The 15,205-nt window shown below is 63.8% G+C and carries 7 protein-coding genes; 3 read left to right on the plus strand and 4 right to left on the minus strand.

The window, feature by feature from the left end:
* Positions 1-10: 10 nt before the first annotated feature.
* From DFR29_RS19890 to DFR29_RS19900, 3 genes are all read right to left on the minus strand, one after another.
* Positions 11-955 (minus strand): glycosyltransferase family 2 protein, encoded by a 945-nt coding sequence (locus tag DFR29_RS19890; RefSeq protein ID WP_133820386.1) that lies wholly within the window; start codon positions 953-955, stop codon positions 11-13.
* A 92-nt stretch (positions 956-1,047) separates the two neighbouring features.
* Positions 1,048-1,770 (minus strand): monofunctional biosynthetic peptidoglycan transglycosylase, encoded by a 723-nt coding sequence (gene mtgA, locus DFR29_RS19895; protein ID WP_425598862.1) that lies wholly within the window; start codon positions 1,768-1,770, stop codon positions 1,048-1,050.
* A 321-nt stretch (positions 1,771-2,091) separates the two neighbouring features.
* The gene (locus DFR29_RS19900) at positions 2,092-5,625 is read right to left on the minus strand and encodes a S8 family serine peptidase (protein WP_166654223.1); all 3,534 of its coding nucleotides are present in this window, start codon (positions 5,623-5,625) and stop codon (positions 2,092-2,094) included.
* A 338-nt stretch (positions 5,626-5,963) separates the two neighbouring features.
* Here DFR29_RS19900 and hslO point away from each other — a divergent pair, with 338 nt between their 5' ends.
* Positions 5,964-6,851 carry an Hsp33 family molecular chaperone HslO gene (gene hslO / locus DFR29_RS19905; protein WP_243746121.1) on the plus strand — a complete coding sequence of 296 codons (888 nt, stop codon included), beginning with the start codon at positions 5,964-5,966 and terminating at the stop codon, positions 6,849-6,851.
* Positions 6,852-6,905: 54 nt separating this feature from the next.
* Here the strand turns inward: hslO and DFR29_RS19910 are convergent, their stop codons facing one another.
* Entirely contained in the window at positions 6,906-9,881 is a 2,976-nt protein-coding gene (locus DFR29_RS19910; RefSeq protein ID WP_133820390.1) for a bifunctional diguanylate cyclase/phosphodiesterase, read from the minus strand.
* A 202-nt stretch (positions 9,882-10,083) separates the two neighbouring features.
* On the opposite strand from DFR29_RS19910, the gene DFR29_RS19915 reads away from it, so the two are divergent.
* Together DFR29_RS19915 and DFR29_RS19920 are read left to right on the plus strand one after the other, a co-directional pair.
* The gene (locus DFR29_RS19915) at positions 10,084-11,136 is read left to right on the plus strand and encodes a hypothetical protein (RefSeq protein ID WP_133820391.1); all 1,053 of its coding nucleotides are present in this window, start codon (positions 10,084-10,086) and stop codon (positions 11,134-11,136) included.
* An 890-nt stretch (positions 11,137-12,026) separates the two neighbouring features.
* Entirely contained in the window at positions 12,027-14,921 is a 2,895-nt protein-coding gene (locus DFR29_RS19920; RefSeq protein WP_133820392.1) for a TonB-dependent receptor plug domain-containing protein, read from the plus strand.
* Positions 14,922-15,205: the final 284 nt, after the last annotated feature.

The raw sequence follows: 15,205 nt of genomic DNA on the forward strand, positions 1-15,205 counted from the left end.
ACTGAAAGATTTATCCAGCATCCGGACCGGAAGGCGGATTGATCCGGTCGACGAAGTACAGCGGCCGCTGCTTGGATTCCATGTAGATACGGCCCAGGTACTCGCCGATCATGCCCAGCGCCATGAGCTGGGCACCGCCGAGAAACAGCACCACCACCATCAGCGACGGATAGCCACGCACCGGATCGCCGTAGAACAGCGCCTTGACGAATACGGTGAGGCCGAACACGAAGGCGATCAGCGCAGCGACGAACCCGACGTAGGTCGCCAGGCGCAGCGGGAAGGTGGAGAACGAGGTGATGCCTTCCAGCGCAAAATTCCACAACTTCCAATAGTTCCACTTACTGTCGCCGGCAAAGCGCGCATCGCGGTCATAGACGATGGCGGTCTGGCGGAAGCCGACGAAGGTGAAAAGCCCCTTCATGAAGCGCTGGCGCTCGCGCAGGCCGCGCAGCGCGTCGACCACGCGCCGGCTCATCAGTCGGAAATCGCCGGTGTCGCGCGGCAGCGGCAGATCGGTCATTTTCTCCATCACGCGGTAGAACGCGGCCGAGGTCAATTTCTTCACTGCCGTCTCGCCGGCGCGGTTGGAACGCGTGCCGTAGACGACGTCAAAGCCTTCGCGCCAGCGCGCGACGAATTCGGGGATCAATTCGGGCTGATCCTGCAGGTCGGCATCGATGACTACGACGGCATCTGCATCGGCATGATCCAGGCCGGCGGTCAGTGCTGTTTCCTTGCCGAAATTGCGGCTGAGCTTGAGAGTGGCTACACGCGCATCGGCGGCGCGCAGGGATTCCATCACCTGCCAGGTATCGTCGCGGCTGCCATCGTCGATATAGAGCACGCTGCAGCGCAGGTCGAGGCCGTCGAATACCAGGCCGAGACGGCGCTGGAATTCGCGCAGTCCTTCGCTTTCGTTATAGGCAGGTACGACAACGGCAAGAGTTTGCATGGCGGTGACAGGCGGAGGAAACCGACCGATGCTAGCCGAGGATTGTTACACGGGGAATGAAGGTGCCGCTTGGCCGCGCGATACCGCCGGCTTCAAGGTTGTTCCAGATAGGCCGCTCCGCCCAGCTGGCGCGCCTGCCGCTCTATCCAGGCCGCACGGCGCTGTACATAGGCCGAGGGCTTGTCCACGCGCAAACGGCGCGGATTGGGCAGCACGGCGGCAAGCAGCGCGGATTCGCGCGCCGTCAATGCACCGGGCGTCTTGTGGAAATACACCTCGCTGGCGGCTGCCGCGCCGTAGATGCCATTGCCGAACTCAGCCACGTTCAGATACACCTCGAGGATGCGCTGCTTGGACCAGCACAGCTCGATCAGCACGGTGAAATAGGCTTCCAGCCCTTTGCGCACGAAGCTACGACCGTTCCACAGGAACAGGTTTTTCGCCGTCTGCTGGCTGATGGTGCTGGCACCGCGCAGGCGCTCGCCGTCTTCAGCGTCCTCGATCGCTTCACGGATGGCGGCAACGTCGAAGCCGTGATGCAGCGGAAATTTCTGGTCCTCCGCCGCGACCAGGGCGATGGGCAGCTCGCGCGAGACCTGGGCATACGGCAGCCAGCGCTGGCGCAGGCGAAAATCGCGCTCGCCGTCGGTCCAGGCCGAAAGCTGGCGCTGCAGCATGAACCCCGAATACGGCACCGGTACGAAGCGCAGCAACAGTACCAGTGCGATGGAACCGACCAGCCAGGCCAGCGCCAGGCGCCAGCTCCAGCGCCAGACGAAAGTAATCAGGCGGCGCTGTTTCGCTCGTGTGGCCACGCGGTCGCAAACCTCCGCAAGTCGTAACCCAGCTTGTGCATTTCGGAAGCCCCACGGGCCAAGGGCCAAACGCGGCATGTGCGTGGCAGAACGGCGGGACGAGCAACCGGCACAGGCAGCATGCTGCGGATCGCTGCCCGTACTTTTGCAGCAGCGAACCTTGCCTGGCCCTGACGCAGGGTCGCAGAAAAACAACGGGCGCGGCAAGCCGCGCCCGTCATGGAATAGCTGTACCGGCTAGCGCTCGACAGGCCGCCTGCGCCGCGACCCGGAAAGGGCCGCCGCAAGCCGGTCGCGAGCGACCGGCTTGCGTTTACGCACTTAGTTGCTGCAATTGAACTGACTGTTGGACTCGAAGCTGTCGATGAACAGCGCGTCGAGGGCGTTGCCATTCAGATCGATCTCGTCGACGAACGCGCCGCTGAACTCCGCGCCACCGTCGGTGCTGAGCCGCCAGCGGAGGCGCACGTTCTGGCCCGCGTAGGCCGACAGATCGCGAGTGAACGGCTTGAACACTGCCGCTGCCGAGCCGTTGTTCGGATCGGCATTGGAGGCGGCCGTCGTGACACCGGTGAACGCGCCGTGCGTTGCGGGATAGCCGCAGCCGTTGCCCTGCGTGGCGGCCAGCGTGTTCGGGTAACCGCCGTCCGGCGGCAGGTCGGACCAGGTCAAGCCGTCGTCGGTGGAGATTTCCGTCACCATGCCGTCCCACTGGTACTCGATGTCGTACTTGGCCTTGAAGCGCAGCGTCGCACCCGCCTGAACCAGCAGCTTGGGGGTAGTCAGCGAAGCGCAGACATTGGCCGGGTAGGTGACATTGTCGTAACCCGAGTGGTAGCTGAGCGTGCCAGCGCTGGCGGCGGTGTTGGTCACGCGCCACGGCGCATCCATCGCGACGAAGATGTTGTTGTCGCCGTCGTCGCGGTAGGTGGCGCCACGCACGCCGGACGGACCGATCGCCGTGCCATTGGCGATGATGCTGGGCGGTGCGGAATTGCCGAGCGAGTCGGTCGCCGTAACACGGTAGAAGTAGGGTTTGGCGAACAGCGCGGAGAAATCGTCGTAGCTGTTGCTTGCGTGGGCGGGAGCCAGCGTGCTCGGCGCGGTGAAATACGGCGTGCTGTCGCGTTCAACCTTGTAGGTCACGCCGGTTGCCGTGGCGCAGTTGGCCGGTGCCGCAGCCCAGCCCATGCCGATCTTGCAGGTCGTGCCCTGGGTGGAATTCACCGCCAGGCTCTCGTGCTGGAATTCCGGCTGCAGCGTGCAGGCGGCGCTGGCGGTGACTTCGACGCAGTTGGACGCGTCGCCTTCGATGTCGCCGGAAACACCGCGCACCTTGTAGGCATACGTCTGACCGTTGCGCGGCGTGGTGTCGCTGAGCGGGCTGGCCGCGCCGGTGCCGACCAGGCGGAAGTCGCCCGCAGCGGCCGCTGCGCAGGTGCCGTTGGCGCGATAGAGCTGGAAGCCCTGGGCGCCGCCGGCTGCCGTGAAGGCCACATCGACGTTGTTGCCGTTGTTGGCCGCCGTCGTCGCCACCGGAGCGGCGAAAGCCGCGCCCGCCGGAAGTCCGAAGGCACCGGACACTGCCAGCGCGTAGCCCTGGCGATTGCTGTTCGGCCGCGAACCGCCCGGAACGCTGGTGCCCTTGACGCGGAAGGTGTAGCTGCCCGCAGTCGGCGCCGTCAGACGGAACTGCTCCACCGAGTTGCGCGAATCGGCGGTGCCGCCGGTGGTCGATACGCCGCTGGTGAACACATTGCCCAGGTAAGTGCCGCCCGGGCCGACCACTTCGAGGTCGAGATTGTTGACGATGGACAGCACGCTGCCCTGCTGCGCTTCCACGTCATACCAGGTCAAGGTGGCACGCAGATCCTGCCCCGCAGCCACGTTGGCGATGGTGTACTCGTGCTGCTGTCCGGTCGCCAGACCGGAAGCCTGGGTGCGTTCGAACAGGCGCAGGCGGCGGCTGTCGTCACCGCCGGTCAGCGTATTGGCGAACCACAGGTTGGAATCCAGCCACATGCGGCCCCAGCCAAAGTTGTTGGAATTGAAGGCCGTGGCGCTGATCGGGTTGGTGCCGTTGAGGATCACCGCCTTCATCGCCATGCCGCTGGGGTTGTACTTGTCGGCAGCGGTGGCGGTACCGCGCGGATAGAAGCCGTCGGCGAAGTATTGGCGCAGCAGTGCCGCGTTGCCGGCGATGGTGGGCGCCGACATCGAGGTGCCGCTCAGCGCCTTGGAAACCGGCGCTTCCGGCGTGGCATTGGTAGTGGCGTCGCCGGACGCGGATACGGTGCTGGTACCCGGCGCCATCACGTCAGGCTTGCGGCGGCCGTCGGCGGTCGGGCCACGGCTGGAGAAGCTGATGATGGCGGTGCTGCCGGCATGATTGAGTGCGCCGACGGTGATCGCGTTCTTGGCATTGCCCGGCGAACCGGTGGTCGTCGCGCCCGGGCCTTCGTTGCCGGCCGAGACCACGAAGATCATGTCCTCGGCCGAGCTGTTGAGCACGTAGTCAGCTTCGAAGTCGTTGCCCGAATAGACGCCGGCGCTGGGAGCGCCCCAGCTGGCACTGTGGATGCGCGCGCCGCCGGCGAAGCCCTGCTTCAAGGTGCCGGTCAGGTCGGTGATGGACAGGCAGCCCGAAGTGTCGTTGCCGATATCCAGGAACAGCAGCTGGGCGTTCGGCGCCATGCCGTCAGCCAGTTCATGGTTTGCGGCAGTCGGCGTGGACGCCAGATACGTGGTGGCGCCGAAGGTGCCGGCAGCGTCGCCGGCAACGGTACCGGTGGTATGCGTGCCGTGGAAACTGGTCGGCGAACCGCCCGGGCAGGTGGCGTTGTTGTCGTAGGACGTGGCGCCCGGCTGCACCCAGTAACCGATGACTTTCTGCGTCGGAGCCAGCGTGCCGGCAGTCGGCGGAGCCGGCGACTGCGGCGTGGCCACGGCGGTGACGGGGCCGCTGCCCTTGTCCAGCGTCGTGAACCAGGCTTCGTTGGCGTCCATGCCCGAGTCGGACACGGCGACGATCTGGTTGCTGCCGAAGATGCCGTGATCCCATAGCGGCGTGCGATTGGCTTCAACCGGGCCGCTGCCGGCGGTGCCGGTGGCGACGCTGTTGCCCTGGATCACGCCGATTGCCGCAGCGTTGTCGAACTTGGGCTGGCGATACCAGGATACCCAGGCCACGCCTTCCTGCGCCGTGGCGGCACGGACCAGTGCATCGAGGCTGGACACATTCACATTGACGCGCACATACGGATTTTCATCGCGTGCATTGATCACGCTGACGTCGACGCCGGACACCTTGAGCAGCGCCTCGGCCAGCTGGTTGGCCGACTCGCCCGAGAAAGCGAACACTTCGATGTCATAGCCGCCGTGCACGGGCGATGCGATCAGGCCGCCACGATTGGCCGAATACAGCAGCGGATCGAGCTTCATGCCCGGCTGGTACAGACCAGACCAGCGCACCTTGCCGTCACGGTTGAGGCTGGCGAGCGAATTGCTGTCGTCCAGGCGCACGATATAGGCGTTGTTCGGCACATAGCCGAGAATGCGCACGCCCTGTTTTTCCAGGCGCGCACGCGCCGTGGTATCGCCTTCGACAAACTGGACCACGCCGTAGCGCGCAATCGCCGTCGCCGGCGCCGCGCCGGTGGCAGAGTAGTCCACCGCTTCCTGGGTGGGATCGAACATGCCTGCGCGGGTAAGCAGCAGGCGGCTATCGGCAATGCGCGCATCGGTCAGTTGTTCCGGCGAAACGCCCTGCGGAGCAACCAGACGGGAACCTTGCGCGGATACCGCGCCGGCGACAATAAGCAACGAAATTGCCGCAGCGAGGCGGTGACGTTTCATAGGAACGATCTCCCTGGAAAGACGTAGACGTGGGACACACGGGTGCAACAGCCGCCGAGTATGCGAGGGCTGAATTTGGCGTGAATCATTCCCAGGGACTAGCGTATGGGTCATCCTGAAGACGGACCCGTCTGTAAGTCCGCATTACCAATACATACGGAGCCGAATTCGTGTCCGGACAAGCACGCAGAAGTTGCGATTGATTGCCAAACTGAAGGCAGAAACTGCGCCGGACGCATGACTTTCGTCAGGGTAAAAGCGCTGGCCGAACGCTTGTTTGCGCTTGCAATATGGACCGGCCGGCCCTACCTGCTCCCGCTTTCCCGAGGATTCCATTCGTGCATAGCCCTAGCGACCAGCTGCATCGTTTTCTGCTTGAACGCGCCGGCGTCAGCGGCGTGCTGGTGCAGTTGCAGGACGCCTGGCAGGAAGTCGCCAGCCGCAGCGACTATCCCGCCACGGTAGCCAGCCTGCTCGGCCAGGCCCTGGCCGCGACCGCGGCGCTGGCCGGCACCATCAAGCTCAGCGGCGCCCTGTCGCTGCAACTGCGCAGCAACGACGCATTGAGCCTGCTGTATACCGAATGCAACGACGGCGGCCGCCTGCGTGGCCTGGCCCAGTGGCGCGAGGACATCGCCGAGCGCATCGATCTGGCCGACCTGGACCAGCCGCTGCTGGCCATCACCATCGACAACTCCGCCACCGGCCAGCGCCACCAAGGCCTGGTCCCGGTGGAGCACGGCTCGCTGTCACATTTGCTCGAAAGCTATTTCGAGCGCTCCGAGCAATTGCCCAGCCGCATTCAGCTGGCCTGCGCCGGCGGCCGCGCCGCGGCATTGATCCTGCAGCCACTGGCCCAGGCCGGCGGCAACGGCGAAACCGATCCGGACGGCTGGAATCGCGTGCGCCACCTGGCCGCCACGCTGAGCGAAGCCGAGCTGCTGCAGCTGACACCGGAACAGGTGCTGCTGCGCCTGTTCCACGAAGAGAACGTGCAAATCACCGGCCAGCGCGAACTGCACTTCGGCTGCCAATGCAGCCGGGAACGCGTGGCTGCCGTGCTGCGCAATCTCGGCCGGGTCGAAAGCGAGGCGGCGGTGCAGCCCGACGGACGCATCGAAGTCACCTGCGAGTTCTGCAATACGCGCTACCACTTCGACCGCATCGACCTGGAACAGGTATTGCGCGATCTACCCGAAGCGCCAGGGTCGGAAAGTACGCATTGAGCTGGCCCGCGCCGGCATCGAACGTGAGGGCTGCAGCGCCGGCAACGACGGGTCTCAGTCGAGCGTGCTGCCCAGCCAATGTTCGGCAGGCTGCGGCCGGCCAAACAGGAAACCCTGGCCGAACTCGCAGCCCAGTGCTTCCAACGCCTGCTGCTGTTCTTCGGTTTCTATGCCTTCGGCAATGACCTGCATGCCGAGCGATCCGGCCATGGCCAGGATCGCCCGGACAACGGCGCTGGAGCTGCCGTCGTCGTAGGGCCGCATCTGAGCGACGAAGGAACGGTCGATCTTCAAGGCCTGCAACGGATACTGGTGCAGATAACTCAGGCTGGAATAACCGGTACCGAAATCGTCCAGCGCCACGCTGATGCCGCGGCGACGCAGGCCGTCGAGGATCTGCATCACCTGGGCCGGGTTTTCCAGCAGCGCACGCTCGGTCACCTCGATGCGGATGCGGCTGGGCATCACGCCGTTGTTGTCGAGGATGGCGAACAGTTCGCGATCCAGCTCGTTCATGCGGAAATGCCGCGCGGTCAGATTGATGCTGATGAATCCGCCCTGGGCAGTGAGCGCCGGCGCGATGGCGCAGACGCGCTCGAACATCTGCCAGTCGATCTGCTCGGCAGAACCGCTGTCTTCGGCCACCGGCAGGAACTCGCTGGGCAGCAATACGCCGCGTTCCGGATGACGCCAGCGCACCAGGGCTTCGTAGCCGACCAGGCTGCGGTCGGACAAACGCACGATGGGCTGGAAGTACGGCTCGAGCTCACCGCGCGCAATGGCTCGGCGCAGGTCGTTTTCCACTTCCAGCAGGCGTAGCGCCTCCTGGTGCAGGCGTTCGTCGAACAGTGCGTAGCGATGCCGCCCTTCGGCCTTGGCCCGGTACATGGCGACGTCGGCGTCGCGCAGCAGTTCCTCCGCCTTGGAGTAGCGCGGCGATGCCTGTGCGATGCCGATCGAGGTCGAGGTGAACACTTCCTTGGCGCCAAGGCGAATCGGCGCATTCAACGAATCGATGATGCGCGCGGCGAAATGGATAGCGCGCTCGGGTTCGGACACGTCCTGCAACAGGATGGCGAACTCGTCGCCGCCGAGGCGCGCGGCGACATCACCGGTTTCCAGACAGCCGGCGATGCGGCCGCCCACTTCGTACAACAGGTCGTCGCCGACCAGATGACCGACCGAATCGTTGATCACCTTGAAACGGTCCAGGTCGAGGAACAGGACGGCGAAAGGTTGTCGCGGATCGCGCCGGTAGCGATCCAGCGCCAGCTCCAGCCGTTCCAGGAACAAGGTGCGATTGGGCAGTCCAGTCAGCGAATCGTGCAGGGTTTCGTGCTTGAGCTGGCGCTCTATGCTCTCGCGATAGGCCATCTGCTCGCGCAGATCGCGATTGGCCGCTGCCAACTCGGCGGTGCGCTCCGTCACACGCTGCTCCAGCTCGGCATAGGCCGACTTGAGCGACTCGGCATTGCGCTTTCGCTCCAGCGCATTGGCGATGTGATAGGACACGAAGGTCAGCAGTTCCTGGTCACGCAGCGTATAGCCGTAGTCCTCGGAATAGCTCTGTACGGCAAGTACACCGACGGCCTTGTCGGCACAGATCAGTGGCACGCCCAGCCAGCAGGTGGAATGCGTGCCGATGCTGGTGACATCACCGCTCGTGGTCAGCCGCTCGATTCCGCTGCGATCAACCAGCAAGGCAGTACCGCGATTGAGTACGAACTCGGTCAGTCCACGGCCCGGCGTGCGTGTGCGCCGCTCGTGGTCGAATTCGTCGACCGAATACGGGAAACGCAGCTCGCCCAGGTCGTCGGAAGCCAGCGCAATATAGAAGTTGCGCGCGTTGAGCAGGCCGCCGATGACCCGGTGCAGCGCCGCATAGAACTCTTCAAGGCTGTCGGTCGCGTTGGCCAGCTCGGCGATGCGGAACAAGGCCGCCTGCAGGCGCTCGCCACGCTGCCGTTCCAGCACCTGCTGCTGCAGTACCCGATTGGCTTCCCGCAACGCGTCGGTGCGTTCAGCTACGCGCTGTTCCAGCTCCTCGTGAGCGCGCCGGCGCTCCAGCGCAGTCAGTATGTGCTGCGCGACGTAGGTGAGCAGAGCCTGATCCTGTTCGGTCAGGCGCTCGGATTCGCGATAACTCTGCACCACGATGCCGCCGACCACCTGGTTGCCGCGCAGCAACGGAACGCCGAGCCAGTCGACGCAATCAGGCCCCATTTCGACGATAGGCCCTTCGACCTGTTTGCCGATGATCTCGGCCGAGCCGCGCAATGCCTTGCCGCCGGTGATCAGGTGCCAGGTCATGCTGCGGTAAAGCTCCTGCAGCGAGAACTCGCGTGCCGGATCGGGCACGTCGGCATCGGCGACGTCGACAAAATACGGAAAACGCACGATCTGTCGCGAGGGCTCGTACAGCGCGATATAGAAATTCTCCGCATACATCAGGCTGCCGACGATGCGATGCAGAGTCGCCATTACCTCCGACATGTCCCGGTCGGTATTGGCCTGGTCGGCAATGGCGAACAGGGCGCGCTGAAGGCGTTCGGCACGTTCCAGCCGGATTACCGCCTGCTGCAGGCTGTCGGCGGCACGCACACTGACCAGCTTGGCATCCAGCAGAGCCAGTGCCCGCGACCAGTTATCCTGCCAGTCGGCACTGGACCAGGCCTCAGCCGATACGTAGGCATCGAGCAGGCCGGTAGTTGCCTCCGGCACACCCAGCGGTTGCAATACCCGCACCTGGCGTGCGTCGGCATCGACCAGCACGATAGGCGGAACCCGCAGACCCACGCCAACACGATCGCCGCGCACGCCCAGGTGCCGGGCCAGCAAAACGCCGGCAGCAGCGCTATCGACGAGGCGAAACTGCCCGGCGCCAAGCAACGCCGTACAGAATGCGACGCCTGCCAGCCCTACGTCGTCCCACCCCACGGCCTGCAGCAGGCGCTGCAGCGCGGAATCGATCGCATCGGAGCCGCCGGCCTTGGCCGCTGCTCCATTGCCGATGGAAAGGGGACTGGACATGCGCGATACGACCTCGATACTGCCTCGGCTGGGCTGCCGCAGTTTAACGATATTGCCGGGATGCGCGGAATTCACGCCGATCAGTGACGCAAGACAAGCATTCGACGTTACTTTTTTGTAAACTCGGCGTGTATCCATGCTCGCTGAACGCGGAACTTCCGTTTCGCCGCCCAGTCCGATTGCAACCCGGCCCGAAGCTCACATGCTCAAGTTCCTTTCCGCCATTGCGTTCACTGCCCTGATGCCGCTTGCGGCTTCGGCGCAGTACGTCGTCGCGGATACGGCACAAGCCGACCAGAAAGCCGTACTCGATCGCCTGCTGGCGCTGGGCTCGGCCAACGATGCCAGTCGCCTGGTGCCCATGTGGAGTACGCCCGACGGCCGGTTGCTGGTTGCTGTCGCCCAGTCCAGCCCGCCGCTGTCTCCGATCGCACCGGCTTCGCCACAAGTAGGCAGCGCGCTCGACTGGCGCCTTATCGATGCAACGTCAATGCTCGATGGCCGTATCGGCGTACGCCTGAGCGACCATGTCGGCCTGCGTGGCGGCCTCTCCCTGGCGCCACTGGCATTGGCGGAACCGACCCTGGCGCTGGACTGCCTGGCCAATAGCTATCTCGATATCGCCAATCCTGACTGCAGCGCATCGCATAGAAACGCCCGCCGCGACAGCTGGTTCGGCGGCAATCTCGGCGCGAGCTGGAGCGGCTCGAATTTCGGCATTGACCTCGGCCTGGCCCTGAGCTGGCTGGAACCAGCCTTGCCACGCAGCCTGGTACCCGCATTGAACTCTGCTTTGCCGGCCGTGGCCGCACCTGGCACCATCAGCTTGCCGCAGCTGGTAATTCCCAGCCACAGCCTCGGCCGTTTCAGCGACTCCACCCAATTGGGCGCTCGTGGTAGCTGGTATTTCAGCCCCAACCAAAGCCTGGATCTCGGTGCCAGCATAGGCCGCATCCGCCTCAATCCGGACCCGATCGGCACGCGCCCCCTGTGGCAGCAAACCGCCCTCAGCCTCGGCGTCGGCGGCAACGTGCTTAGCGCCAACATCACTGGCCGCTATCACAATCCGCTGCGCGGGCTTGGCAACGACGCGCAGAGCTGGACCGGTATCGACCTCGGCGTCACTTGGCACACGCCCTGGCGAGCAGAACTCAGTATCGGTGCACAGAACCTGCTGAGCAGCCCCCCGCTTAGTGGCAGCGAAGCCAATAGCCAGGCGCGTACGCCGTACGTGCAGTACCAGCAGGATCTCTGACGCGTCGTTGCGTGAGCTTTAGCGTTAGCCCCCGTCCGAATCCGTCAGCCGGCACAGCACCGGACAAACCCCGCGACGACTGACAGACGCAAAGTTGCTGTCTTGGGCCCTGACAACTAAAGACGCAGCCATTTCGCCAAACCTGTCGCGGACAATTCCACCGAAGGCAAGCAGGCGTCCCTGCCATAGGCAGTGACCGCGTACATACGGCCACGCCCGAGGGGCCAACCCTGCAGCCCATTCGTGCACTGCGTACATCGAAAGCCGCCGGTCTCCGCCACCACCAAGGCGAGCGCACTTCAGCCGCCGCGCCTGGAAGCCCGCTACGCAAGTTCGCGCTTCCTACACCGCACTTTTGTCGACAAGCGAAGCCCTCGTCCCGGCAATTCACAATATCGACAAATAATCAAGATACCGCCCGTAAGCTCGGCCAGCCCATGCGGACCGACAGAGTGAAACGCCCCATCAAAGAACAATAGAGACATAAAAGACCCTATCCATTCGTGGCGAAGTTAAGAAAAACGGACGGTACCGTCCTGTTATCGCCCCGGCTCGTGATATTCCCGTTAACCCCGAATTTAACGTTTTCGTCCAGACAATCTGCATCGGCGCAACGCGCGCGCGCAATTTCCGCATTCGAAAAGTCGCTTTCAACCCCCTCAAAAGGATACTTTGAAACCACTTTTTCTTTTTTAATATCAGCTAGATAAGCAGAGGCTGCAACACCCCCACCACAGCAATGTTGCAAATAAGCTACAGGGATTCCCACTCGTTGCGAATGTTGTTAGTATCGGCCGCTGCCGAGGCTTAGGCAGGTTATTCCTTGGCCTTTTCCAGGAAGGAAAGTACTAGTCCCGATCTGTGTCACAACTCTGACGTTGGAGAGTGTAATGAGACAAAACCGCAACGAGCTTCTGCGCGCCGTGCGCTACGCCCTTTATGTGGGCACCGCGGCCGCTGTAGGCCTCACCGCCGCCCCGGCCTTCGCTCAGGATGAAGGTGGCGACAAGGGCGAAACGCTGGAGACGATCGTCGTCACCGGTTCGCGCATTCGCCGCGTCGACCTCGAAACCTCGAGCCCGGTCTTCGTCATTGACAAGTCCGCCATCGAAAAGACCGGCAAGCTCACCATTGGTGACCTGCTGCAGGAAGCTCCGTCGATTGCCGGCGCAGCAACCAACCCGTCCGTGAACAACGGCGGCGGCAGCGGCGCTTCCACCGTTTCTCTGCGTGGCCTGGGCTCTGCCCGCACGCTGCTGCTGGTCAATGGCCAGCGCGTGTTCTACAACGACGTCAACTCGATCCCCATCAACATGGTCGAGCGCATCGAAATCCTGAAGGACGGCGCTTCGGCTGTGTACGGTTCCGACGCCATCGGTGGCGTGGTGAACTTCATCACCCGTCGCGACTTCCAGGGTATGGAAGCGACGTTCGACTACGGCGTGTCCGATCGTGACGACGGCGAGCGCAAGGGTGGTTCGCTCACCATCGGTCATTCCAGCGACCGTGGCAGCCTCGTTGTCGGCGTGACCTACAACCGTCAGGATGCCGTCAGCGCCGGTGACCGTGATTTCTCGAATCCGGCCCTGGCCAACAACGGCGAATCGATCTACGCCCTCGGCTCGGGAACGATCCCGAACGGTCGTTTCGTGGTGGGTCGCGCAGCCCTGCTCGCTGCCGGCATTGACTGCGGCGGCACCGGCGCTGGCCAGATCACGCGTATTGCCGGTCGTCCGGGCAACAGTGCCAGCGATTTCCGCTGCTACGTGCCGTCCGGCCCGGGCAACGACACTTACGACTACTCGCCGTTCAACCTCGAACTGACTCCGTCGGAACGCGCCGGCATGTTCGCTGCGGGCAACTACCGCATCTCGGACAACGTCGAAGCCTACTTCGAAGCGTTCACCAACAAGACCCGTTCGAACTACCAGCTCGCTCCGCTGCCGCTGATCCTCGGCGCTTCGCAGTCGGGCGTGGTCATTGCAGCGAACAGCATCTACAACCCGTTCGGCGTTGCAATCAACTCCGGCGGTATCCGCATGTCGGTCGCGGGCAACCGCATCGGCAACTTCAGCACCCAGGCCGACCAGCTCAACACCGGTCTGCGTGGCAACTTCGGCGACACCTGGAACTGGGACGCCGGCATCAGCTGGGCGCGCACCAACCAGAAGTCGAGCCTGACCGGCTACTACCGCAAGCGCGAAGTGGCTGACGCTTCGGGCCCGTCCTTCATCGACGCCGACGGCATCGCCCGTTGCGGTACCCAGGGCGCCATCATCGCCGGTTGTACGCCGATCAACTTCCTCGGCCTCGACGCCAGCACCCCGGCTGGCCGCGCCAACCTGGCGGCTCTGCAGGCTCTGGCTGTGAATCCGTCCAACCAGGACTATTCGAACGAAAAGATCGCCCGTTTCAACCTGACTGGCGAAATCGTCGAACTGCCGGCCGGCGCCCTCAGCGTCGCGTTCGGTGGCGAATACCGCAAGGACTACCAGTACTCGCAGCCGGACGCGTCCTCGCTGATTACCGACGATATCGGTAACTGCCTGACCGCCCGTGACGCCTGCGCCGCCGCCAGCTCGGGCGAGCTGAGCGTTCGCGAGTTCTACGTCGAATTCTTCATCCCGGTCCTGAAGGACGTGTTCCTGGCGAAGTCGCTGAACTTCACCCTGGGTTCGCGTTACTCCGACTATTCGGCGTTCGGTGATACCACCAACTCGAAGATCGGTATTGAATGGCGTCCGCTCGACGACCTGCTGGTACGCGGCACCGTCGCCGAAGTGTTCCGTTCGCCGACCATCTCGGATCTGTTCTCGGGCGTTGCGCCGAATGCGGCGACCTACAACGATCCTTGCGATGGCCTGACTCCGAACGACCCGCGTCGCTCCAATCCGGCTTGCGCCGGCATCCCGGGCGGCACGTTCGTACAGACCACGCAGCAGACCAGCGCGCTGTCCGGCTCCAACGACAAGCTGCTTCCGGAAGAAGGCAAGTCCTTCACCTGGGGCGTTGTGTATGACCCGAGCTGGCTGGAAGGATTCTCGACCTCCGTCGACGTATGGCGCATCTACCTGAAGAACACCATCGGTGCTCTGGGTACGCAGACCATCCTGAACCAGTGCTTCAACACCGGCCGCTTCTGCGACCTGTTCTCCCGCGACACCCTGACCGGTGGCCTGGGCGACGTAGAGTTCGTCAACGACCGTCTGGCCAACATCGGTCGTGTCGACACCTCCGGCATCGACGTCAGCTTCAAGTACCGTCTGCCGGAAACGGCGTACGGCAACTTCCGCGCGGCGTTGGACTTCACCTACCTGCAGAAGTACAACACCACGCGCGTTGAAGGCGTGCCCAGCACCGGCTTCACCGGCGCCGGTTCGTACTACAGCTCGGCTTCGGGCGGCGACGGTAACTACGCTCGCCTCCGCGGTATCGCTACCCTGGCGTGGAACATGGGTAACTTCGATGCTTCGTGGCGCGCTCGCTACATCGGCCCGACCCGCTTCGGCGAAGAAGTGGCGACCAGCGACTCCCCGGATGCGGGCACCACCATTGCCCCGACCGCGGCGCTGGGTGGCTACCGTACGGGTGCCTACACGTACCACAACCTGCAGTTCGGCTATAACATCGAGCCGATCCACACGACTCTCGAAGTCGGCGTCGACAACGTGTTCGACAAGCAGGCTCCGGTGCTGTGGCAGTACGGCTTCAACGGCAACACCGACGAGCGCACCTATGACACCATGGGTCGCTACTACTGGATGCGTGCTGGTGTGAAGTTCTAATCGGCGCAAGCTGATGCAAAACAAAAGCCGCGCGGCGCAAGCCGCGCGGCTTTTTTTGTGCCTGCGATAAGAGGGAATTGCGGCGTATCGCCACGCCTCTAACGGGCGCATCGCCACCGCAGCCATTCGGGCAGATGCGCGAGCACAATCCACTACCAGCCGCGGCAGGCGCTACGACAAGCTCTCCCCCTAGTCCGCAAACCGGACTTACTGTCCCGCCACAGCGTGTATCGGCATGGACCGCGTGACCGCGCACCTAGTGATCTTCGCCCTGGGCAGCGAAC

This window comes from Tahibacter aquaticus, assembly GCF_004363655.1.
Lineage (GTDB): Bacteria > Pseudomonadota > Gammaproteobacteria > Xanthomonadales > Rhodanobacteraceae > Tahibacter > Tahibacter aquaticus.